General features: G+C 37.5%; 20 protein-coding genes. 14 read left to right on the top strand and 6 right to left on the bottom strand.

Going from position 1 to position 22,444, the window contains the following annotated elements:
- Nucleotides 1–135: 135 nt before the first annotated feature.
- The 4 genes from BUA76_RS17995 to BUA76_RS17980 form a co-directional block, all read right to left on the bottom strand.
- On the bottom strand, nucleotides 136–1,143 hold the full coding sequence (locus tag BUA76_RS17995; protein WP_072886193.1) for an aldo/keto reductase: 1,008 nt from the start codon (nucleotides 1,141–1,143) through the stop codon (nucleotides 136–138).
- Between the two features lie 145 nt (nucleotides 1,144–1,288).
- The gene (locus BUA76_RS17990) at nucleotides 1,289–3,586 is read right to left on the bottom strand and encodes a GH92 family glycosyl hydrolase (RefSeq protein ID WP_072886192.1); all 2,298 of its coding nucleotides are present in this window, start codon (nucleotides 3,584–3,586) and stop codon (nucleotides 1,289–1,291) included.
- A 79-nt stretch (nucleotides 3,587–3,665) separates the two neighbouring features.
- Nucleotides 3,666–4,346, bottom strand: a complete 681-nt coding sequence (locus BUA76_RS17985) for a response regulator transcription factor (RefSeq protein WP_072886191.1) — start codon at nucleotides 4,344–4,346, stop codon at nucleotides 3,666–3,668.
- 12 nt (nucleotides 4,347–4,358) lie between these two features.
- Complete coding sequence (locus BUA76_RS17980) at nucleotides 4,359–5,606, bottom strand: sensor histidine kinase (RefSeq protein WP_072886190.1); 1,248 nt, start codon at nucleotides 5,604–5,606, stop codon at nucleotides 4,359–4,361.
- A 163-nt stretch (nucleotides 5,607–5,769) separates the two neighbouring features.
- Here BUA76_RS17980 and BUA76_RS17975 point away from each other — a divergent pair, with 163 nt between their 5' ends.
- The 8 genes from BUA76_RS17975 (at nucleotide 5,770) to BUA76_RS17940 (ending at nucleotide 12,564) form a co-directional block, all read left to right on the top strand.
- Nucleotides 5,770–6,183: a DUF1573 domain-containing protein gene (locus BUA76_RS17975; RefSeq protein WP_072886189.1), complete on the top strand. Its 414-nt coding sequence runs from the start codon at nucleotides 5,770–5,772 to the stop codon at nucleotides 6,181–6,183.
- 609 nt (nucleotides 6,184–6,792) lie between these two features.
- On the top strand, nucleotides 6,793–7,674 hold the full coding sequence (locus BUA76_RS17970; RefSeq protein ID WP_072886188.1) for an SDR family oxidoreductase: 882 nt from the start codon (nucleotides 6,793–6,795) through the stop codon (nucleotides 7,672–7,674).
- Between the two features lie 289 nt (nucleotides 7,675–7,963).
- Nucleotides 7,964–8,833 (top strand): DUF2589 domain-containing protein, encoded by an 870-nt coding sequence (locus tag BUA76_RS17965; RefSeq protein WP_083573260.1) that lies wholly within the window; start codon nucleotides 7,964–7,966, stop codon nucleotides 8,831–8,833.
- A 15-nt stretch (nucleotides 8,834–8,848) separates the two neighbouring features.
- Nucleotides 8,849–9,565, top strand: coding sequence for a hypothetical protein (locus BUA76_RS17960; RefSeq protein ID WP_072886187.1), 717 nt, complete (start codon nucleotides 8,849–8,851; stop codon nucleotides 9,563–9,565).
- The gene (locus BUA76_RS17955) at nucleotides 9,565–10,143 is read left to right on the top strand and encodes a hypothetical protein (protein WP_072886186.1); all 579 of its coding nucleotides are present in this window, start codon (nucleotides 9,565–9,567) and stop codon (nucleotides 10,141–10,143) included. The genes BUA76_RS17960 and BUA76_RS17955 overlap by 1 nt, the downstream gene beginning before the upstream one ends.
- Before the next feature lie 11 nt (nucleotides 10,144–10,154).
- Nucleotides 10,155–11,411, top strand: a complete 1,257-nt coding sequence (locus tag BUA76_RS17950; RefSeq protein ID WP_072886185.1) for a S8 family peptidase — start codon at nucleotides 10,155–10,157, stop codon at nucleotides 11,409–11,411.
- A gap of 2 nt (nucleotides 11,412–11,413) precedes the next feature.
- Nucleotides 11,414–11,614: a hypothetical protein gene (locus tag BUA76_RS17945; RefSeq protein ID WP_072886184.1), complete on the top strand. Its 201-nt coding sequence runs from the start codon at nucleotides 11,414–11,416 to the stop codon at nucleotides 11,612–11,614.
- 122 nt (nucleotides 11,615–11,736) lie between these two features.
- Nucleotides 11,737–12,564, top strand: coding sequence for an endonuclease/exonuclease/phosphatase family protein (locus BUA76_RS17940; protein ID WP_072886183.1), 828 nt, complete (start codon nucleotides 11,737–11,739; stop codon nucleotides 12,562–12,564).
- A 44-nt stretch (nucleotides 12,565–12,608) separates the two neighbouring features.
- Here the strand turns inward: BUA76_RS17940 and BUA76_RS17935 are convergent, their stop codons facing one another.
- On the bottom strand, nucleotides 12,609–13,193 hold the full coding sequence (locus BUA76_RS17935) for a TetR/AcrR family transcriptional regulator (RefSeq protein WP_072886182.1): 585 nt from the start codon (nucleotides 13,191–13,193) through the stop codon (nucleotides 12,609–12,611).
- 485 nt (nucleotides 13,194–13,678) lie between these two features.
- Between BUA76_RS17935 and clpB the strand changes: the two genes are divergently transcribed.
- The 6 genes from clpB to BUA76_RS17905 all read left to right on the top strand — a co-directional run bounded on the left by clpB (nucleotide 13,679) and on the right by BUA76_RS17905 (nucleotide 20,300).
- Entirely contained in the window at nucleotides 13,679–16,285 is a 2,607-nt protein-coding gene (clpB, locus tag BUA76_RS17930) for an ATP-dependent chaperone ClpB (RefSeq protein WP_072886181.1), read from the top strand.
- Nucleotides 16,286–16,492: 207 nt separating this feature from the next.
- Nucleotides 16,493–17,026, top strand: coding sequence for a hypothetical protein (locus BUA76_RS17925; protein ID WP_072886180.1), 534 nt, complete (start codon nucleotides 16,493–16,495; stop codon nucleotides 17,024–17,026).
- Between the two features lie 42 nt (nucleotides 17,027–17,068).
- Nucleotides 17,069–17,716, top strand: a complete 648-nt coding sequence (locus BUA76_RS17920) for a hypothetical protein (RefSeq protein WP_072886179.1) — start codon at nucleotides 17,069–17,071, stop codon at nucleotides 17,714–17,716.
- Nucleotides 17,695–18,480 (top strand): sensor histidine kinase, encoded by a 786-nt coding sequence (locus BUA76_RS17915; RefSeq protein WP_072886178.1) that lies wholly within the window; start codon nucleotides 17,695–17,697, stop codon nucleotides 18,478–18,480. Before BUA76_RS17920 ends, BUA76_RS17915 begins: the two co-directional genes overlap by 22 nt.
- Nucleotides 18,477–19,115 (top strand): response regulator transcription factor, encoded by a 639-nt coding sequence (locus BUA76_RS17910; RefSeq protein ID WP_072886177.1) that lies wholly within the window; start codon nucleotides 18,477–18,479, stop codon nucleotides 19,113–19,115. The genes BUA76_RS17915 and BUA76_RS17910 overlap by 4 nt, the downstream gene beginning before the upstream one ends.
- Nucleotides 19,116–19,307: 192 nt before the next feature.
- Entirely contained in the window at nucleotides 19,308–20,300 is a 993-nt protein-coding gene (locus BUA76_RS17905) for a zinc metalloprotease (protein ID WP_072886196.1), read from the top strand.
- A 73-nt stretch (nucleotides 20,301–20,373) separates the two neighbouring features.
- Here the strand turns inward: BUA76_RS17905 and BUA76_RS17900 are convergent, their stop codons facing one another.
- On the bottom strand, nucleotides 20,374–22,236 hold the full coding sequence (locus tag BUA76_RS17900; RefSeq protein ID WP_072886176.1) for a M1 family metallopeptidase: 1,863 nt from the start codon (nucleotides 22,234–22,236) through the stop codon (nucleotides 20,374–20,376).
- Nucleotides 22,237–22,444: the final 208 nt, after the last annotated feature.

Genomic DNA, 22,444 nt, shown 5'->3' with positions numbered 1-22,444 from the left:
GCCATTTTCAATGATCGCAAAGAAAATTTCCAAAATAATTTGAATAACAATAATATCAAAAAATGAAGCCGACTCGTGAAATGAGACGGCTTCTTTGAATTATTAATGTAAGATTTAACGCTTAGAAACGAAATATCAATAATCCAACAATCCCATCCCGAATTCATCATACGTCGCTCCCGTATCCGTTCCCAGCGGGACAATACTCTCCAATTGCTGAATTTCAGAGTCACTCAGCTCAATATTTGCCGCTTCAATATTCTGTTCCAGATATTTTCTGCGTTTTGTTCCCGGAATCGGAATAATTCCTTTGCTAATGATCCACGCAAGGGCCAGTTGAGAAGAAGTAATTCCTTTTTCTTTCGCCATCTTTTCAATGGCTTCCACCAGTTCGATATTTTTATGAAAATGCTGTTCCTGGAAACGTGGGATTCCTCTTCGGAAATCATTTTCAGGCAAATCATCAATGGTCTTGATGTTTCCGGATAAAAATCCTCTTCCGAGTGGTGAATAGGCTACAAAACCGATTCCCAGTTCATTCAGCGTTTTAATCACGCCCTTTTCTTCAACGGTTCTTTCAAACAAGGAATATTCACTTTGAACTGCAGAGATCGAATGAACAGCATGTGCTTTTCTTACCGTTTCAGAAGAAACTTCAGACAGACCGATGTAACCGATTTTACCTTCTTTTACCAGATCGCTCATCGCTCCTACTGTTTCTTCCACCGGAACATTTTTATCGAGACGGTGCATATAATAAAGGTCGATGTAGTCGGTTTTCAGATTTTTGAGCGAACGTTCAATAGATTTTTTTACATAGTTTTTGCTTCCATTGATTTTCCAGGTCAATTCGTTATTGTCATTAATTTCCCAACCGAATTTGGTAGCGATGATGAACTGGTCACGATTACCCTCAATAGCTTTTGCGATAAGCTGCTCGTTTTTAAAAGGGCCGTAAAGATCTGCCGTGTCCAGAAAATTTCCGCCCAGTTCCAAAGAACGGTGAATGGTTGCAATGGCCTCCTGTTCATCTGCCGGTCCGTACATGTGGGCATCCCCAAATCCTGTCATTCCCATGCATCCTAGCCCAATATTCGGGATAATAAGTCCCTGGTTTCCTAATTGTACCTGTTTTAATTTCATATTGTTGATTTTTATTGATACAAAATTGAAAAGAAATTAAAAACCCGATGTATGCAAAATGAAGATTGTCGTATGCAAATTACAGATTAAATTTTATTAGGGGCAATTCGTGATAAATAATGGTGCCATTTGCATTAATAAAAAATTATTTCTTTGCTTTTGCACTCATAAAAAAACTCAATTTTCCACCATTCATAATATCAGAATGTTTCAGGCTAAAGTTTTTAATTTCTTTTCCATTCAACAGGATTTTTTCAACATACACATTTTTCGGACTTTGATGAATCGCTTCGATTTCAAAAATTTTTCCGTTTTCTAAATTCAAAACAGCATGATCAATTGCAGGACTTCCGATGGCATACTCTTCAGAACCCGGAGCAACCGGATAAAAGCCTAGTGAGCTCAAAATATACCACGCGCTCATTTGTCCCGCATCGTCGTTTCCGCCTAATCCATCTGGAGTTGCTTTATATTGCATTTCAAGAATTCTTCTGATCTGCGCCTGCGTTTTCCAGGGCTGTCCTGCCCAATTGTAAAGATAAGCAACATGATGTGCCGGTTCGTTTCCGTGAACATAGCCTCCGATAATGCCTTCTCTTGTAATGTCCTCTGTATCTGCAAAAAACTCGTCAGGCAAATGCATGGTGAACAATTCATCCACCTTGGAAGCAAATTTTTTCTTTCCGCCCATAAGCTGAATTAATTCATCCGGATTGTGAGGTACGAAGAAAGTATAATTCCACGAATTTCCTTCAATAAAGCCCTGTCCGTGCGTACTCAGCGGATTGAAATCTTTTTTAAAGCTGCCGTCTGCGAGGCGAGGACGCATAAATCCAGTACTTTTATCAAAATTATTTTTCCAGTTTTCAGAACGTTTGATGAACTGGGTGTAAATTTCTGTTTCGCCTAAATGTTTCGCCAATTGCGCAATAGCCCAGTCATCATAAGCATATTCCAGCGTGTTGGAAACTGAAGTTCCGTTTTTTTCAGAAGGAATATAGCCCCAGTCGATATATTGCCCAATGCCTTCGTAATCTTTTTTGTTAGCCGTAGCCACACAGGCTCGTAAAGCTGCTTTTGCATCACCATCGTAATTTCCTTTAATAATGGCGTCTGCAACCACACTTACGCTGTGGTAACCGCTCATACACCAGTTGTCATTCGCGTAATGTGACCAGATTGGCAGCATTTTCATAGAAAACTGATCGTAATGTGCTATCATCGATTTCACCATATCGCCGTTTCTTTTCGGCTGAATAATATTAAAAAAGGGATGTAGCGCACGATAGGTATCCCAGAGTGAAAAAGTAGTATAATTGGTGAAATTTTCTGCCCGGTGAATGTTTTGATCCAATCCTTTGTATTCGCCATTTGCGTCCATATACGTGGTCGGATTGATAAACGTGTGATACATTGCTGTATAAAAGTTCGTCTTTTCCGTATCGGAGCCTTTAATGACAATTTTATTAAGTTCGTTATTCCAGATTTCCTGCGTTTGTGCTTTTACCTGATCAAAAGACAATTTTCCGGCTTCTTTTTCCAGATTTTCCAGCGCATTGGCCTGACTTACCGGTGAGATAGCTAATTTAATTTCAATGGCTTCATTTTCCTCGGTATCAAAATCGAAGTACATTTTCAGGTTTTTTCCTGCGATCTCGGGAAAATTTTTCGTCTGATCGAATTTTCTCCAGAATCCATTATAAACCAGCTTTCCATCATAATTCTTCTGCCCGTAAGATTTGAAAGGCTTTGAAAATTTCATTGCAAAATACACGGTTCTTGTTCTAGCCCAGCCATTGGTCTGTCGGTAGCCGGTTACTGTATTTCCGTTTTCCACACGAACATAGGTCCAGATATTTTTGCCGTCGTAATTATAGATTCCGGCCATCAGATCGAAAATAATATGCGCCTGATCCGACTTCGGGAATGTGTAGCGGTGAACACCAACTCTTGTTGTTGAGGTTAATTCCGCCAGAATGTCGTGATCATCCAGCTTTACTTGATAATATCCGGCTTCTGCTTTTTCGTTGGTATGCGAAAAACTGCTTCTGTAGCCGTTTTCAGGATGGTCTGCTGTTCCGGAATTCAGCTGTAATTTTCCAATCGTAGGCATTATAAGGAAATCACCGAGGTCAGAATGCCCCGTTCCGCTAAAATGGGTCGAACTGAAGCCTACAATGGTTTTGTCTTCGTAACGATAACCGGCGCAGTATTTATAAACTTCGCCATTATATTTTCCGTTAAGCTCATAAGCAATGGTGTCGGTTTCCGGACTAAGCTGAACAGCTCCAAAAGGAGCGGTGGCTCCGGGATAAGTATGACCCATTTTTTCTGTACCGATCAGGGGATTAACATATTGATAAAGTTTTTCGGTTTTTTGAGATTTAAAATGTAAACTAAAAAACAAAAGAAATAGAAAAACAATAGTTCCGTACCTTCTCATGAATGAATATTTTTAATGAAAAATAAATTTAGACAAAATCGAAGAATACTTGGTTAAATAAAAGTTTAGACAAAAAAAATTATTTCTCAGAAAAACGGAAGCCGATGCCATGCAGATTTTCTATGACAATATTTTCTTCTGCCGCCAATACTTTTCGTAGTCTCGAAATAAATACATCAAGGCTTCGCCCCATGAAATAATCATCTTCGCCCCAGATGGCTTTCAGGATGTCCTGTCTTTTCAGAACGGTATTTTTATTGCGGATAAAATAGAAAAGCAGATCAGATTCTCTTTGCGTAAGAGTGATGATGTTTTCTGCATTCTGCAGCGTATAATTTTTAGGATCAAAAGTATATTTCCCTACTTTAAATTTGGATGGAACAGTGTTGGTTTTCTTGGATCTTCTTAGGAAAACTTCGATCTTCAGAATCAATTCCTCAATGCTAAAAGGTTTTACGAGATAATCATCAGCCCCGATTTTTAATCCTTTAATCCGGTCTTCTTTCAATGCTTTTGCAGAGATAAAAATAATCGGGATTTCGGTATTTTTTTCACGGATTCGTTCTGCCAGTTCAAAGCCGTTGAGTTCAGGCATCATAATATCAAGAAGGCAAATGTCAAAATTTTCTTTACTAAATGCCTCAAGTGCTGATTTCCCGTCGCGATAACATGAAATATCATAATGGTTTTCCAGGCTGTCCTGAATCAGGAAGGCAATCGTTTCGTCATCTTCGGCATACAAAATTTTAGATTTTTCCATCTCGTTCAAATATTAAAAGGGCAGAGTAAGGGTAATAGTGATTCCTTTGTCGGCGTTATTTTCAACCGAAATTTTCCAGTTATGCTGCTGGACAATTTTCTTTACATAAAATAAACCTAACCCGAAACCATTCACTTCATCACTTTTCTGGGTATTCACTCTGTAAAATTTATCAAAAATATGAGGAATGTTTTTAGCAGGAATTCCTATTCCGTTATCTTTAAACTTTAAATATAATGCTTTTGAGTCTTTTAATGAAGAAATAAAAATGATGGGTTGGGTATCGCAGTATTTTATGGAGTTATCTAAAATGTTATAAACGATATTGCAAAAGTGAAACTCATCAGCGATGATGGATATATTGCTCTCAATATCTATTTCCACGGAAAGATTTTCGTTTTTTTGTTTTATATTATTAACGATTTCCTGAATAATAGGAAGTAAAACAATCTTTTGAGGCTTTAAAGACAGTCCTGATGCGTCATTTTTAGCAATATTCAGTATTTTTTCAATATGTCGGTTCAGTTTATGGCTTTGATCGGTTATAATGGAAGTATAAGTTTGCAATTTTGAGTTATCTTTTACAATATCCTGTTTGGTTAAAGCTTCCGAAGCCAGTAATATGGAAGAGAGCGGTGTTTTGAATTCATGAGTCATATTATTTATAAAATCCCGTTGAAGTTCTGCAAATTTTTTCTGCTGGATAATGGTATAAATTGAGTATACATATACCAGAAGAATAATGATTAATGCAAACGTGAGCACATACCAAAAGCGCAATGAGCTGATAAGGTATGTGGTCTTATCGGGAAAACGGATGGAAAAGTAATAAACGAGATTTTTGTGTTTGGGAAATTTGATAAACTTCTCATTCGGACTTTCCTGGTGCTTCGAGACGAATTTTCCGTAAAGCATCTGATCGCTTTGACAGTTGTACAGCGCATAGACATAATCGGTATTGATCTGGAAATGGTTAAATTCTGTTTTAAGATAATATTCCAGTAATTCTGGATGAAATTCATTATTAATGTTTACCACATAGTAATCATTGGAAATATTTTGTACCGGGCTTTCACTGAAGGAAGTTTTTCCGCCGGATAATTTCTCTACTACTTCCAGCAGGGCAATATTTACGGTCTGATTAAATTTTTTATTTTCGAGATTATAAGCCTGCCGCGTCCACATCAGCTGGGCAATTAAAATCCCGATGATTGCCACAAATCCGAGGGTGATGATAATATTGAGTTTCTTTATTTCCATTTTATCAAACAATATTATCCAAAAATATTTATTTATCTTTTCGTATTAACAACTCATTAACAAATGTTTGAAAACGGTTAACACGCAGAACTTGTTATCACCTTTACATTTGCTATATCAAAAACATAATACATTTCTTGTAACAATAATAAAATTTTATATCATGAAAAAATTAAAAATTACAGCGCTTTTAGCCGTTTTGGCATGCGCTCCGTTTTATGCAGGAATCTTCCCGGCTGAAGGTGTTCCGGTTGTAAAAGTACTTGCAGATGCCATCAAATGGAAATCAGAATCTATTGATGTAGGGAATATCCCTCAGGGAAAACCTAAAATAATCCGTTTTGAATTCACCAACACATCCAAAAAACCTATTGTTATTGAAAATGTGGCGCCGTCTTGCGGATGTACAACAGCAGACTATACCAAAACTCCTATTCTTCCGGGAAAAAAAGGATTTGTAGAAGCGAGTTATAATGCTGCAAGTGCAGGTCCTTTTATGAAAACGGTCAATGTTACCACCAGCGACAGCAAAACTCCGAAAACACTTTCTTTTAAAGGCACAGTTGTTGCATCTTAATTGGTATTAATTTAATCTTGTTCAATATAAAAAAAACAGCCTGATCATTATTGGTCGGGCTGTTTTTATTGGGAGCTTTTTGACTTCGTCGAATTACATTTTTATTTTTAAGGAGCAATTTGATTACATCGAAAGCAACGTTTATTTTTTTATTTGAAGCTTTTTCCGGCTTTCCGCACTCGCTATTTTCTTATTTTCGGTGTGGCGGCGGAGCCGCCACACCGAAAATAAAGAAAATGAGCTCAAACAAAGCTTCTATCCGGGCTAAGATAGAGGTCTTAAAAGCAATACCTTGAACTCAAACATTTTTTTTACTATTCAGAAAATAAACAACAATCTTTGCTCTGACTTTTTGTAACCTTTTGGATTCCTTTCCGCGATCAATTCTTTTGCCTCTTTTGCGGTAAATAACTATTACAGGAATTAATTTATCTATAATTTTCATTCAACAATGGAGAAATCATTCTCTCCATTTTGCAACCTTTTGAATTCCTTTTCATGATCAATTCTTTTGCAGTAACAACAAAATAACTATTTACCGCATTATTTCTTAATTCATTTTAAAGGCCCGCATTTCAATATTTACTATTTTTAAGAAAAATAAACAATATGAACCTATATACACAGCCCATGTTACGGGAAGATGCCTTAAAAGACAAAGTAGCTATCGTTACAGGAGGCGGAAGCGGTCTCGGAAAAGCAATGACAAAATACTTTCTACAGCTAGGTGCAAAAGTCGTGATCACTTCCAGAAACCTGGAAAAGTTACAGGCAACAGCCAAAGAACTCGAAGACGAAACCGGGGGAAAAGTTCTCTCTGTGGCATGCGATGTCAGAAACTGGGATGAGGTGGAAGCAATGAAAGAAGCAGCTGTAAAAGAGTTCGGGAGAATTGATATCTTATTGAATAATGCAGCCGGGAATTTTATTTCTCCTACAGAAAGACTCACACATTCAGCCTTCGATTCCATCCTGGATATTGTTTTAAAAGGCACAAAAAACTGTACCCTTTCTATCGGAAAACACTGGATTGATTCCAAAACACCCGGAACGGTTCTGAATATCGTAACCACCTATTCCTGGACAGGTTCAGCGTATGTTGTTCCTTCTGCCTGCGCGAAAGCAGGGGTGTTGGCGATGACAAGGTCTTTAGCGGTTGAGTGGGCAAAATATGGAATTCGTTTTAACGCAATTGCTCCGGGGCCATTTCCTACAAAAGGGGCATGGGACAGGTTGCTTCCGGGAGACCTGCAGGAAAAATTCGATATGAGAAAAAAAGTTCCGTTAAGAAGAGTAGGAGAGCATCAGGAATTGGCTAACCTTGCGGCGTATCTGGTATCAGACTATTCGGCTTATGTAAACGGTGAAGTCGTAACCATCGATGGTGGAGAATGGCTTCAGGGTGCAGGTGAATTTAATATGCTGGAAGATATTCCGCAGGAAATGTGGGATGCTCTTGAAGCAATGATTAAAGCTAAAAAATCAAATTAACTGTAAATTTTTAATCATTAAGAATCATTGAAGAAATTAAGTGTATTAAGTAGAAATCAAAAACTTTCTTAAAACTACGGTGTTCCTGGTTTGCAGATTCAGATTAAACCTTTAACGACTTTATAGATCAAAAGCCTTAGATAAAAGCAAAAGTAGATTCTCTATCGGGAATCTACTTTTTTTATTTGGGTAATTTTACGGTTGAAGTTTAGTTGAATCACTGATATAGTTCACTAACCGGCGACATACATTTGCAGTAGAAATTTTTACTAAACAAATTCAAAAAAACATGGAAACATTAAAGTCGGTATTGGAAGCAAACCATACCAAAAAATCAAAAAATGAATTAATTGACCTTTTAACAGGACTTGAGAAATCGTTAACGCCTGCAGTGTACGAAAAAGTTTCAGGAATCGAAACTTCTGAACTTACCGCTCTTTCAAACAAAGAATTATTAAGCATCATCGATGATTTCAAGAAAAACTATGATGAAAAATGGGAAAAATCTTTCACTGCAGTTTCTTCAGAAGTGATGAAAATGATTGCTGGAAAAATGGCAGCTGATGATCAAGTGTTCAAAACATCAGGTGCCGAAAGCGCAGATTTTGCTGCAGAACTGGGAAGTATTGATTTTGCAAAAATTATTGGCGGGCCTCTTGATGCATGCGTCAAAGCGCAGTCTAACGCAGCAATCAGCACCGTAAATTTCATCCAGCAGGTTGGTTTTGAAAAAGACGGAGAAGAAAACAAGCTTCGTATGGCAGAATTCAAATACAAAAAGCATGTGCCGAATCCTGAATATAAAAACGAAGAAGAAACCCCGAATGTGGATCCTACTATCGAACAGGATGTGGAAATCTCCGTTCCATTCATTGCTTTACTAAATGTACCAAGCTTTAGAATCGAAACCTGTGATGTGGATTTCAATGTGAAATTAAATTCAACCTACACAAAAGACGTAAGCGATGAATTTGGAATTAAAGCAGGAGCTTCAGGAGGTTTCGGTCCTGTAAAATTCAATGTGGATGTATCATATAAGAGAACGTCCAGCACAGGAATCAAAGTGGAAAAAGAGTATTCTCTGGGGGTAAAAGTAAAGGCTACCAATGATGAAATGCCTGCCGGACTGGAAAAAGTTCTTGGATTGCTTGCTCAATAAAATTTTTACGAGATCATGATTAAATTATCAGATTACCTGGATTATCTCAATAATGAGATAATTCAGGCTCGTAAAAAGGCAGACGAAAATGCAGTGGCCATTGCAAAAGAGTATGCGCAGCACGAGTATTTAAAGTATTTTAAAGTTCCGAGATATTCCCTTCCCAGCGTGAAGATGGATATTCCTATCAAGATCACTGATATTGATGCGGATGCCGACAGGGATTTCCCGGTCAATGAATTAAAATTAATCCGTGATGTCAACGAAAGAATTCTTACCATCAATAAAGAAAGACAGCTGAATATCCAGCCGATTTCCACGAAAAATATTCAGACTGACGATTTCAAAACATTATTAAACTCCATAAGAGGCGGTGGTTTGGATTATGCGAGATCATCAAAAGAAACTGAACCACAGACTGCGGTGAGCAGAACACCTGTTGCAAAATCTATTGCAGCCGTTCCGCAAAAACCAATACTAAGACCTATTGAAGGGACCTCTACAGAAGAAGAATCTATAGTGCTAAAACAAATTTATGCTGAAGTTCTGAACAGGTATAGTTTAATCAATTCAAAATTAAACAACATTTATATTGACCCGAATACCAATTCCGCCGAAGACAAAGACAAACTATTCATCAACCTTCATGTGGAAATGGAAGAAGAAGGCATCAGAATTATGTCTTACAAAGACAAAGACGGTAAAGAAATCGAACAGATAATTTTTGAATAATGCAGGAACTTGTTCATCATACGATACAGAAAATTCAGGAGCTCTTTCAGCGTTTTAATGATGTTCAGGAGTTGTATCTGTCAAAATCTTTCGATTTTGACGGAGCGTTTGATGCTTTTCTTCATGAATTTTTAGAATATTTAAAATCTAAAGGAAACACCACCTGCGAATCTGAAGTGCTGAAGGTTATGAATATGATTTCAACCGTGAAAAGAGGATTCAATCCCGTTCAGATGGAAAAAATTACCGGTGCCAAACGCGAGCTTCAGTGGGGCTTTTCATTTAGTGCGATGGAAAGTATCCACGGATTGCTAACGGAAATGTACAATAAGGAACAAAAAAAGCTGGATGAGGCGGAAGAAATCCTTTCCGGACTGATCGTTTCTTTATATCAAAACGGATTTTTAGACGAAGACAAAGTAAAAGACCTCAATACGGTTCCGAAAATTGAGATATTCTGGAATTCGCTTGTCAATCACAATACCCAGATTTTAGGAATCAACAAAAAACTGAGGCTCAGTATGATTTCGGAAGATATATTCCTGGTTATCGAAAAAGTTCTTTTAAAATTAATATAAACCAAAACACCATGGAAAAAGAAAGATATATTGTTGTACTGGAAGACCAGCAGAAAAAATCCCTGAAGAAAGTAGAAAACGAATTGGAAGTTACCATTACCTCATCAGAGTTTCTTTCATCAGAAAACCGTTCCTATGAAGTGATTGACAATGACAACGGTGTTCTTTATAAAAATTTAGGCATTCTGGTTGTCGAAAATATGGATGAAGAGCAACTGAAAAGTGCTGTAAAAAATAATTCCAATCCTATTGTTTATTTTGAAAAAGAAAGAGAATTTTTCTCCGCCAATGAACTTTCAATCATCAATGAACTTAAAAAACAGTCCGCCGAAATCACCGATAAAATAGCAGAGCTGGAAAAATATATTACGAATAAGCCGTTGCCGCAAAAATCTCTTATGGAAATGGAATGGGGATTAAAAGCGCTCAATATCGAAAATTCCCTCTACACAGGAAAAGGCATCGACATCTGTATTCTTGATACCGGAATAGAATTATCCCACCCGGATTTTTCAGGAAGAGCAATCGAAGGAAAGTCCTTCATCAGCGGAGAAAGCTGGGACCGCGATCCGAATGGCCACGGAACGCACTGTGCAGGAATCGCCGCCGGAAACATCAGACTCGACAACGGAAAACGGTACGGCATTGCCAAAGATGCCAATTTAAAAATCGCCAAAGTACTTTCCGATTCGGGAAAAGGCACCACCAGCAGCGTGATTGATGCCATAGACTGGGCCATTACAAAGAAATTCAGGATCTTATCTTTATCACTGGCTTCGGCTGTAAAATTGAATGATACACCGTCGCCGCTTTTTGAAACCGTAGGAGCAAGAGCATTGGAAAACAACTGTATCATTATTGCCGCTGCCGGAAACGACAGCAGTCGGCCATCAGTCCCGAAGCCGGTTTCTTCTCCTGCCAATACCTCGTCTATCATGGCGGTTGGTGCAATAGACGGACAAATGAAAGTGGCCAGATTCTCTAATGCTGGCTTGAATCCCGCAACAGGTGGCTGTGTCAATATCTGTGCTCCGGGAGTGGACATCATCAGCGCATATCCTAAAAATGCAAAAAACAAAAGCAACAATTACTACGCTATGAGTGGAACAAGTATGGCAACACCGCATGTTTCCGGAATGATGGCATTGTACATGGAACAATTCCCTGAAAAATCGGCAAAAGAAATCTGGGAACTGGCAGAAACGAAAGCAAAGCCAATTGAAGGACTGAAATACCGGGATATCGGCAGCGGACTAATACAGGCATAATTATGAAAACCTATATCGCAGTTCTTAAAAAAGATATCGACTTTAAAAATCTTGAGAAAGAACTAAAAAAGAACAATATAAAACCGGCGGCTCACTACAAATCCATTGAAGTAGTAAAATTAAAAAGTGAAAAGCCGGTTTACCTGAAAGACTTTGAAGCCTATTTCATCTCTTTGGAAGAAGATAAAGATCTGGGGATTTAATCCATACATTCGGTTAAGATATTTCAGAACCAAAAAGAGTTTAATTATTTATTAAAAGTATCCATTAACTATGCTTTCTATAGGATAAATCTTATTTTTGTTTGTAACTAAAATAAATGATTATGAATTACAGATTTTCAATCGTAACGATGCTGATGTTTGCCTTAGGTTTTTCGCAGGATCTTAAAGTAATGAGTTTCAACATCAGGCTGAATGTAGATTCCGACAAAGAAAACGCATGGAACTACAGAAAGCAGGATGTTGCAGATCTTTTGTCTTACTACCATCCGGACTATTTCGGGGTACAGGAAGCATTGCCGGAACAGATGAAAGACCTGAAAAACGGATTGAAAAATTATGATTACGTAGGAGTAGGAAGAGACGACGGAAAAGAAAAAGGCGAATTTTCTGCTATTTTCTATGATACAGAAAGATTACAGATAGTGAAATCAGGGACATTCTGGCTTTCCGAAACGCCTGAGAAACCGTCTAAAGGATGGGATGCCGCACTGAACAGGATCTGTACCTACGCGCTTTTCAGGGATAAAAAGTCGAAAAAAGAATTCATGGCCCTGAATCTTCATTTTGATCATATCGGGAATCTGGCAAGGGTAAAATCTTCCGAGCTCATTTTAAAGAAAATCAAAGAATTGAATCCTAAAAACTTACCGGTAACAGTGAGCGGCGATTTTAATTTAACTGAAGATTCGGAGCCGATCAAAATCATGTCACAAAACATGAAGGACAGTTTTTATCATTCCGAAACAAAGCATTACGGACCAAAAGGAACTTTTACCGGTTTCAATGTCAATGAAATTCCAAAAGACAGGATCGATTATATTTTTGTAAAAGGGTTCACCATTAAATCTCACAGGCATATTAATGACAGAAGAGAAAATCTGCTTTATCCCTCGGATCATTTTCCGGTACTGGCAGATCTGCAGTTTTAAATTATAAATGATTAAGATATTGTGATACGTGTAAGAATGTTAACTTACTCTGTTTCAGGGTTCTTCCCCAATAATCCATACAGAATCTTATCCCTGATTTCATCAGTAATTTCGGAGGTAGATTCTGTATTTCTTTTGAACCAGAAATAAGAATTATTTAAAGTGTGAAGAATAAATCTCGTCGTAAAAGCAGATGATCTTAGCTCCCACTTTTCAGCCTGGTAAATCTCGGAAATCAATTCTTCAACTTCCTGCTGATAATTTTTCCGAAGTGCAATAAATTCCGGAAGGCGCTCTTCCAGATGCTTCCATTCATTGGAGTAAATATGTGTAACATCGCGGTTTTTAAGAACTACCGACAAATGTTTGTCAATAAACAGATTGAGTTTTTCCCTTGGCGGAATATTCGTGTTCTTTACTTCCTGCAGCTCATCAAAAAATTCCTGGGCAATTCCGAAGCAGATCCATTCTAAAATCTCTTCCTTAGAACGGATGTGGGCATACAATGAAGCTGCCTTGATATTGAGCTTTGTCGCCAAATCCCTCACAGAGCTGCCCATATACCCTTTCTCCTTGAAAAGTTCTACGGCAACATCTAATATTTTCTTCTGTTTTTCTTTAAGCTCCATCTCGTAAAAGGCAAAAGTAATTATTTTGATTGTAATATTTTGATTTTGAACGGATGATTTTGACTTTAATAGGAACGGACTTTAATCTATTTAAAATATAAAAATTTCCAATGACTTTAGCCTAAATCTATTATGCTCGTTTTAAACTTGATAAAAGAATTTTAAACTTCATATTTTTTGAATTTCCCAAATCTGACTTTTCTTCCATGATTTTTTACTCTAAAACAACCTAACCGGAATTTTTGTCTGTTACAATCAGGTTTAAAATGAATTTTTCGGAAATTTTGTCTATATTTTTTGAAAAATTAATAATTGAACACTTTTTGCGATATAGCTCTTGAATTAAATGATTAAATAGGATGGAGGGCATCAGAAATTAGAAAATCAGATTTAAAAATTAACATTTATTACACTCTTATGGTCTGAAATCTGATGTCTGAAATCATACCAAGTGAGAACCGAATTAAATCAAAATAAATAGAGATATGAATTTAAACCAATATACTGTAAAATCGCAGGAAGCCATCCAGGCCGCTCAGCAGGTAGCCATGGAGTTCGGCAACCAGAGTATTGAGCCTCAACATCTTCTTGAAGGTATTTTTCAGGTGGATGAAAATATTTCGCCTTTCTTATTAAAAAAATCTGAAGCAGATGCTGCTTTGGTAAGAGAGAGAAACCGTGAAAATTTAGAAAAACTTCCGAAAGTGCAGGGTGGAAATATTTACCTTTCACAGTCGGCCAACAAAGTTTTGCTTGATGCACCCAACATCGCTAAAAAAATGGGTGACGAATATGTAACGATAGAACATCTTTGGCTTTCGCTGTTAGAAACGAATTCAGAAGTTTCAAAAATGCTGAAAGATATGGGCGTTACGAAAAGCCTTTTGGAAGGAGGAATTAAAGAATTAAGAAAAGGGAGCAAGGCTACTTCTGCAAGCTCGGAAGAAACCTATCAATCCTTAAACAAATATGCCAAAAACTTCAACGAATTAGCAGCGGAAGGCAAACTGGATCCTGTAATCGGGCGTGATGAAGAAATCAGAAGGGTCTTACAGATTCTTTCAAGAAGAACAAAAAACAATCCTATTCTGATCGGGGAGCCGGGAGTTGGTAAAACGGCCATTGCTGAAGGAATCGCGCATAGGATTATCAGTGGCGACGTACCTGAAAATCTGATGGATAAGACTTTGTATTCATTAGATATGGGTGCTCTGATCGCTGGTGCAAAATATAAAGGTGAGTTTGAAGAACGTTTAAAATCCGTTGTAAATGAAGTCATCAAATCAGATGGACAGATCATTTTGTTCATCGATGAAATTCATACGCTGGTTGGAGCCGGAGGCGGTGAAGGCGCAATGGATGCTGCTAATATCCTGAAACCGGCACTGGCAAGAGGCGAATTAAGAGCCATTGGTGCAACCACTCTTAATGAATATCAAAAATATTTTGAAAAAGATAAAGCCTTAGAAAGACGTTTCCAGAAAGTAATGGTAGAAGAACCGGATACGGAATCTGCTATTTCCATTCTTAGAGGAATTAAAGATAAATACGAAGCGCATCACAAAGTAAGAATCAAAGATGAAGCGATTATCGCAGCAGTAGAAATGTCCCAGCGGTATATTTCAGACCGTTTTTTACCGGATAAGGCCATTGACCTTATTGATGAAGCTTCCGCGAAATTGAGAATGGAAATCAATTCTAAACCTGAAGAGCTTGATGTTTTAGACAGAAAGCTAATGCAGCTGGAGATTGAATTGGCAGCGATCTCAAGAGAAGGAAACCAAACGAAAATTGACCATTTAAAAGAGGATATTGCTAAAATTTCCGAACAGAGAAATGAAATCAATGCCAAATGGCTGAAAGAAAAACAAAAATCTGAAGATTTAACCCAGATTAAAAAAGATATTGAAGCTCTCAAATTAGAGGCTGAAAGAGCTTCAAGAGCAGGAGATTATGCCAAAGTAGCGGAAATCCAGTATGGAAAGCTTCGTGAAAAAGAGGAAGAGCTTTCCAAGCTTGAGCTGGAAATGCAAAATCATCAGAATGAATTGATTAAGGAGGAGGTGACTGCTGAAAATATTTCTGAAGTCATTGCCAAATGGACCGGAATTCCGGTGACCAAGCTCCTTCAGTCTGAAAGGGAAAAATTATTAAATCTTGAAACCGAACTCCATCACAGGGTGGTAGGCCAGGATGAAGCCATCACAGCAGTTGCGGACGCCATCAGAAGAAACCGGGCGGGATTAAGCGATGATAAAAAACCAATCGGTTCATTCTTGTTCTTAGGAACCACCGGTGTCGGGAAAACCGAGCTGGCAAAAGCCCTGGCTGAGTTTTTATTCGATGATGAAAATAATATGACCAGAATTGATATGAGTGAATATCAGGAGCGTCATTCTGTATCGAGATTGGTAGGTGCTCCTCCGGGATATGTGGGATATGATGAAGGCGGACAATTAACAGAAGCAGTTCGCAGAAGACCTTATTCCGTGGTGCTTTTGGATGAAATTGAAAAAGCGCATCCTGATGTTTTCAATACCTTGCTGCAGGTTTTGGATGATGGCCGTTTAACGGATAACAAAGGAAGAGTGGTGAATTTTAAAAATTCAATCATCATCATGACTTCGAATTTAGGTTCACACTTAATTCAGGAACGCTTTGACTCCGCTCAGCGCGACAAAGATGATAATATCAGTCCTGAAACTTTAGAGGAAGCAAAAGATGAAGTTTTTGATTTACTGAAACAGACACTTCGTCCGGAATTCCTGAACAGAATTGATGAAGTAGTATTATTCCAGCCATTAAGGAAAAAAGAAATCGGGAAAATTGTTCAGTATCAGCTGAGAGGATTTAATGATATGCTTTCAAAACGAAATATTATTATGACGGCCACTCAGGATGCGGTAGATTATCTGATGAACAAAGGATATGATCCTGCATTTGGTGCAAGACCTCTGAAAAGAGTAATTCAACAGGAAGTGCTTAATAAATTGTCAATGGAAATTCTTGCCGGAAATGTAAATGATGGCGACAGAATCACTTTGGATTATTTCGAGGAAACAGGTTTGGTATTCAGGCCAACAGAGCTATAAGTAGTTTTTTTTCATATATATTATTTTTGTAAGTAAGTGCTGTAGATTATTTCTGCGGCACTTATTTTATTACAGGTCTTTTCATAAAATTTAAGCATAAATATACAATCCGTAAAATCCCTGAAAATAAACAGGAAAAAAACCATGTCGCAGCAATGTTATTTTTGCGAAATTTGCATAATTAACTAAACATTAAAATGCAAACTTATGAAAACAAAAACTACCTCCGAAACTGGAACCATGGATCTTAACCTGCCTCCTAATACAATGACGCAGAATTTTATCCAGACTCTGGTCAATAATTACAGAAATAATCAACTGAAATCTGTAAAAGACAAAATGGGGATAGACGATGCGCATTCTATCCACTTCGATCTTGTAACACTGAAAAAATTTATTGCTGATATTGAACTTTTAGCCGCCGCAAATAATCCCGAAGATCTGGGGATCCGTTTTTATTATGCTGCTTATCCGGATCTTGAAAATTGGGATGTTATGAACGGTACTCCAATAGGAAGAGAATATGCGGGAAAACATACATTGGTAATGATTCCTACCATAAAAAGGCAGGACGAAAACGGTGAAATGCTGAGCTATGATTTTAACCCGTTAACATTGAGCGGAGACGGAAATGTGCTTGCTATGGCCTCCGCAAAAAATGCAAATTCCGAAAGTGAAATAGTTTGCCAGAACCATGGAGCTTTAATACCACCAGACAGTACAAAAACTGAATTATTTTAATGTTCTTGTCAAAAAGAAAGAAATTTTTTAACAGTAAGCACGATGAGTGATTTCCAAAGAACAGCATTCGAATTTATGTATTGGGCAGAAGGGATTTCGGCTGCTGTCTCTCTCATATTTTACAGCAGAATAAAAGATAAATACTGGAAATACTTTGTGTTTTATCTAGTTTTTATTTTCTTAAGTGAAAGTATCGGAAGATGGGGCGGACTTTTTTTTGAGTATAATAAACAGGCTTTTTACAACTATTTTGTAATTCCTGTACAGTTTATTTTTTTCTATTGGCTGTATGCTGCAAGATCTTTCAGGAAGGTGAATCTTTTTTTTATTCTTTCTTCCGTTTATCTGATTTCATTCATCCCGAGCGAATTTTTGTATTCCGAAAATAAAGTCATGTTTTCTCTAAACTATACATTGGGATGCCTGATTTTAATGATCCTCGTAGTCATGGAATATTATAAACAGATTAACGATTCTGATATTTTAAATTTTGATAAAAACAGAATGTTTTATATCAATCTTGGGGTAACCTTATTTTATATCGGAACATTACCGTTCTGGACTTTCCTGGAACTTATTAAGCAGTACCGTGAAATATTCAACATTTATTTTGCGTATTTTCTCATTTCAGGAATTATGATGTACATGTTATTCTCAATTTCATTCATATGGGGAAAACAGAGCTCCTGATCACGATTATTTTATTCAACATGTTTTTTGTGTTGTTTGTTGCAGCGGTAATGATGTACATCCGCAAATACAGGCAGCGTAAAAAAGAATACCTCCATGAAATTGAAGTGAAAAATGAGATTCACAAGCGTGAGCTTCTGGCGACACAACTGGAAATCCAGCAGGCAACCATGCAGCAGATCGGGCGTGAGCTGCATGATAATATAGGGCAAAAGCTTACGCTTGTAAGTCTTTACACCCAACAGCTTCTGTATGAAAATAAAGTTCCTGAAGTCAGTGAAAGAATTGATCAGGTTTCGCAGATTATCAACCAGTCTCTGCAGGATCTCAGAAGCCTTTCAAAAACACTCACTGATGATAAAATCAATCAAAAGGAAATTGTAACTTTAATACAGGAAGAAGTAGATAATACCAATGCTTTTAAAAAATGTAAGGTATCATTCAAATGCAATTTCAGGCAGCTGGATTTAGGATTTGTTCATAAAAATGTGTTGCTGAGAATTACACAGGAATTCATTCAGAACAGTATAAAACACTCCAATTGCAAAAATATACAGATTACCCTGAACACTTCTGATGAGGTACTTTGGGAACTGAATATTCAGGATGACGGTATCGGTTTTGACCAGTCAAAAATCAAATCAAACGGTATCGGGCTCACCAATATGAAGAACAGAGCCGAAATAATCGGAGCTGATTTTTGTCTGGAAAGCCGCGAAAATTTTGGGACCGCACTCAATATTATTTTAAAGAAACAGCCATGAAAAAGACAATAGTGATCGTTGATGATCACATACTCATCGCAAAAGCATTAGAAGGAATCATCGGTAATTTTGCTGAATTTGAAGTGGTTTATGTGGCGGAGAACGGAAAAGATCTTATTCAGAAATTTGAAAACAACAGCAAAATTCCGGATATTATTTTATTGGATATCAGCATGCCGATCATGGACGGATTTGAAACAGTATTGTGGCTTAGGGAAAATCATCCGGCTATTAAGGTAATGGCATTAAGCATGCAGGGCGACGACAAAAGCGTTATTAAAATGATAAAAAACGGGGCAAAAGGCTATTTGCTGAAAAATACACATCCAAAAGAGCTTGAAAATGCACTCGTGAGACTCAGCACCGATGGATTCTTCTATCCCGACTGGGCTTCAAAAATTATTTTCTCCAATATGAATAACGACGATCCGGCAAATCACATTAAGATTTCCGAACGCGAAAAAGAGTTTCTCAAATACACTGTTACTGAGCTTAGCTATAAAGAAATTGCAGATAAAATGTGCTGCAGCCCGAGAACGGTTGAAAGTTACAGGGATCAGCTTTGTGATAAACTTGATCTCAAAACCCGCGTAGGACTGGCTGTTTTTGCTATTAAAAACGGGTTTGCAGGTTAAAATAAAGATGTAATAAAATTTGAATTAATGTAATTTTTAAACAATGAAAAATTGTTTAGATTGATATTTTTTCATATAAATATTAAAATTGTTATTGATTGAATAATAAAATTAAGTAACATTTTGGTGAAATACTTGTGTAGTAATTCTGAATTTTTTAATTTCATTTTCTGTAACAGAAAATATATGTATATGAAAAAACTACTATTCGGAGTTCTTATGCTGAGCTTCTTGTCGTGTAACAGTGACAACATTAACAATCAGACTGAAGAGTCATCAAACAACACAGAAAGTTTAGGGGGATCAGCCTTTAAAAGGGGATGTCCGTCTGAAGACATTAGAAAAACGGCTCTTCAGAACAGTGCCGAACTCAGACAAAAATATTCTGAGCTTGAAGCCAATACAGAAAAATTTACCAATGATCTTAAATTAGGGAAAGTACTTTCAGACGGTACCGTTGAAATTCCCGTGGTGGTAAATGTTTTATACAGAACCTCAACAGAAAATATTTCCGCTGCCCGCATTGCAGAGCAGATTGCTGTTCTGAATGCAGATTACGGAGGGACAAACACGGATGTCTCCAAAATTCCGACTGCTTTTCAGGGTGTGAAAGCCGGAGATGTTAAAGTAAGATTCAGGCTGGCAAACACGGTAAGAAAATCTACTACCAAAACAAGCTGGAGCACCAATGACGCCATGAAAAGATCTTCCAGCGGCGGAATTGACGCTACAAGTCCTGCTAATTATCTTAATATCTGGGTGGTAGGAAATATGGGACAAATCCTCGGATATGCAACATTTCCAGAATCTTCCGGTTTATGGAATGACGGAGTGGTAATTGCTGCTTCTTATTTTGGAAAAACGGGTGCATCAGCGCCATTCAATCAAGGAAGAACTGCTACGCATGAGGTGGGACATTATCTTAACCTGAGACACATCTGGGGAGATGCCAACTGTGGAAATGATCTTGTTACTGATACTCCTACGCAAACAGGTCCAAACTATGGAAAACCAAGCTATCCGTTATATAATACCTGCGGAGGTGTACAAAGATCTGTCATGTTCATGAATTATATGGACTATGTGGATGATGCGGCCATGTTTATGTTCTCAGCAGGACAAAAAACAAGAATGCAGTCTGTGGTAGCATCATCAGGAGCAAGATCGGGATTAAGACTGTACTAATTAATAACCCTTTTCATAAATACGAGAGTCCGGCTGTTTCAAAATGAAACAGCCGGACTTGTTTTATAACTTTTTATAAAGTTTTCTTATTGTCATCCGGCGTATAATCCATGAAAATTCCGCCGTTCAGATTTATCGATTTTACCTTTTTGGTAATCGGGATAGTAAGCATTGCCTTTCTTTGATCTTTTTCCCAGACTGAAGGCGAGAAGTGAAGTTTTTCCGCTGTTCCGTCTTCATAGCTGATTTCGGCTTCAAAAGGAATGACAAAACCGCCCACATTATCTATGTTTACCGTTAAAAGATCATTCATCTGGCTGGCTCCGGCAACCTTAAGATCAATATAATTATTCGTGTAAAACCAATTATTGAAGAACCAGTTGAGGTTTTTCCCGGAACCGGTATTCATAGAATAGAAATAATCCCATGGAATAGGATGTTTCCCGTTCCAGTTATTCATATAATGATGAAGTGCTTTTTTAAAAAGGTCATCTCCAAGATAATCCTTTAAGGCAAGATAAGATAATGAAGCCTTTACATAGGAATTGTTTCCGTATCCTGCACCGCTTACTTGTGTACTCATCGTAATTATGGGTTGATCCTGTTCCGCAGAAGGATCATTAATCCATCTTTTCACCCTGAAATTTTTATAAAATTCTTTGGCTTTAGCCTCCCCGTTTTCGTCAATCCCGATAAGATATTCCAGTGTGGTGGCCCAGCCTTCATCCATGAAAGCATATCTTGTTTCATTGATTCCCATATAAAAAGGAAAATAGGTATGTGCAATTTCATGGTCAGCTGTTAACCGTGCATCCTGAAAGTCATCAGGAATGCTGGTATCATTAATCATCATCGGATATTCCATATCGGCATATCCTTGCACCGCAGTCATTACATTGTAAGGGTATTCTACGCCGGGCCAGTTTTTGGAAAACCACTCCAGATTATAACGCATCCATTCCACATAATGTTCAAAATCTTTGGCTTCGGGTCCATAAGATGCCTGTACGCTGGCCCTCTTCGTTTTCAGCTGTACGCTTGAAGCGTCCCATGCATAATGATTGCTTAATGCAAAACAGAAATCTGTGATATTGCTGGCTTTAAATTTCCACACATTCCATTTGTTCTGCTTTGTAACCTTGCCGGATTTCATTTCATGCCCGGTAGCTACATGAATCACCTTATCACTTTTCAAAGAAGTTTTGTATCTTTTTAAATATTCGGACTGAAGAACAGCTTCCGGATTCAGGAAATCCCCGGTTGCCCAGACTACATAATTTTTTGGGGCGGTGATGGCAAAACTGTAATCATTAAAGTCATTGTAAAACTCCTGCCTGTCAGAATGCGGAAGCATATCCCAACCGTTATAATCATCATACACGGATATTCTTGGGAAAGAGTAGGCTACATAGAATGTTTCAGGATCAATTTGTCCTTCTCTTCCGCTCTGTACCGATAACGGATATTCCCATTCAATTTTTATTTCAGCCTTGGCTTTAGATTTTAGAACAGAATTAAGCTTTACTTTTTCAACAGTTCCCCAATTCTCACTGTTGATCGCATACTTTTCACCATTTACAATAAATGATTTAATATGCAGTCCCGATGTTAAAAAATCTTTGGAAACCATTCCCGATCTCGGAGCCTGTGGTTTATGCAGATTATTTACAAATCGTATCGCAAGTTCAGAAAGATTGTCGGGGCTGTTGTTGCTGTAAAGGATTGTTTCTTTTCCGGAAACCATTTTAGAATTGGCATCCACTTTTACCTCTACATTATAAATCCCTTTATTTTGCCAGTAGTTTTTTCCCGGTGCACCCGATAAATCACGCGTACCATTTTCGTATGCTTTCTTAATATTTCTCGGCATATACAATTCCTGCGCGGAAAATTGCCATGAAGCAAAAAGAAATAATCCTAAAACTAATCTTTTCATACAATATTTTATAATCAGTTTAATTTACTATTAAAACCGTTCTTGATATACAAAATATACAAATCGGTATAAGATGCAAAGATACGGTAATTTACCGGTGATAAATAACGTGATAGGTTCTGGTAGGCAAATTTTACCCTAAATATCAGATCAATTTTTAGATCAAATAATACCCGTATGATGAAAATCATAAAAATTTGGCAGAAAC

It is taken from the genome of Chryseobacterium takakiae (genome assembly GCF_900129385.1).
GTDB classification, from domain to species: Bacteria; Bacteroidota; Bacteroidia; order Flavobacteriales; family Weeksellaceae; genus Chryseobacterium; species Chryseobacterium takakiae.
The sequence above is the reverse complement of the archived record's forward strand: the minus strand, read 5'-3'. Positions and strand labels throughout refer to the sequence as shown.

Bases quoted from the DNA above. Each gene is read 5' to 3' on its own strand.
- BUA76_RS17995 (WP_072886193.1), bottom strand. From the start codon at position 1,143: ATGAAATTAAAACAGGTACAATTAGGAAACCAGGGACTTATTATCCCG.
- BUA76_RS17990 (WP_072886192.1), bottom strand. From the start codon at position 3,586: ATGAGAAGGTACGGAACTATTGTTTTTCTATTTCTTTTGTTTTTTAGT.
- BUA76_RS17985 (WP_072886191.1), bottom strand. From the start codon at position 4,346: ATGGAAAAATCTAAAATTTTGTATGCCGAAGATGACGAAACGATTGCC.
- BUA76_RS17980 (WP_072886190.1), bottom strand. From the start codon at position 5,606: ATGGAAATAAAGAAACTCAATATTATCATCACCCTCGGATTTGTGGCA.
- BUA76_RS17975 (WP_072886189.1), top strand. From the start codon at position 5,770: ATGAAAAAATTAAAAATTACAGCGCTTTTAGCCGTTTTGGCATGCGCT.
- BUA76_RS17970 (WP_072886188.1), top strand. From the start codon at position 6,793: ATGAACCTATATACACAGCCCATGTTACGGGAAGATGCCTTAAAAGAC.
- BUA76_RS17965 (WP_083573260.1), top strand. From the start codon at position 7,964: ATGGAAACATTAAAGTCGGTATTGGAAGCAAACCATACCAAAAAATCA.
- BUA76_RS17960 (WP_072886187.1), top strand. From the start codon at position 8,849: ATGATTAAATTATCAGATTACCTGGATTATCTCAATAATGAGATAATT.
- BUA76_RS17955 (WP_072886186.1), top strand. From the start codon at position 9,565: ATGCAGGAACTTGTTCATCATACGATACAGAAAATTCAGGAGCTCTTT.
- BUA76_RS17950 (WP_072886185.1), top strand. From the start codon at position 10,155: ATGGAAAAAGAAAGATATATTGTTGTACTGGAAGACCAGCAGAAAAAA.
- BUA76_RS17945 (WP_072886184.1), top strand. From the start codon at position 11,414: ATGAAAACCTATATCGCAGTTCTTAAAAAAGATATCGACTTTAAAAAT.
- BUA76_RS17940 (WP_072886183.1), top strand. From the start codon at position 11,737: ATGAATTACAGATTTTCAATCGTAACGATGCTGATGTTTGCCTTAGGT.
- BUA76_RS17935 (WP_072886182.1), bottom strand. From the start codon at position 13,193: ATGGAGCTTAAAGAAAAACAGAAGAAAATATTAGATGTTGCCGTAGAA.
- clpB (WP_072886181.1), top strand. From the start codon at position 13,679: ATGAATTTAAACCAATATACTGTAAAATCGCAGGAAGCCATCCAGGCC.
- BUA76_RS17925 (WP_072886180.1), top strand. From the start codon at position 16,493: ATGAAAACAAAAACTACCTCCGAAACTGGAACCATGGATCTTAACCTG.
- BUA76_RS17920 (WP_072886179.1), top strand. From the start codon at position 17,069: ATGAGTGATTTCCAAAGAACAGCATTCGAATTTATGTATTGGGCAGAA.
- BUA76_RS17915 (WP_072886178.1), top strand. From the start codon at position 17,695: ATGGGGAAAACAGAGCTCCTGATCACGATTATTTTATTCAACATGTTT.
- BUA76_RS17910 (WP_072886177.1), top strand. From the start codon at position 18,477: ATGAAAAAGACAATAGTGATCGTTGATGATCACATACTCATCGCAAAA.
- BUA76_RS17905 (WP_072886196.1), top strand. From the start codon at position 19,308: ATGAAAAAACTACTATTCGGAGTTCTTATGCTGAGCTTCTTGTCGTGT.
- BUA76_RS17900 (WP_072886176.1), bottom strand. From the start codon at position 22,236: ATGAAAAGATTAGTTTTAGGATTATTTCTTTTTGCTTCATGGCAATTT.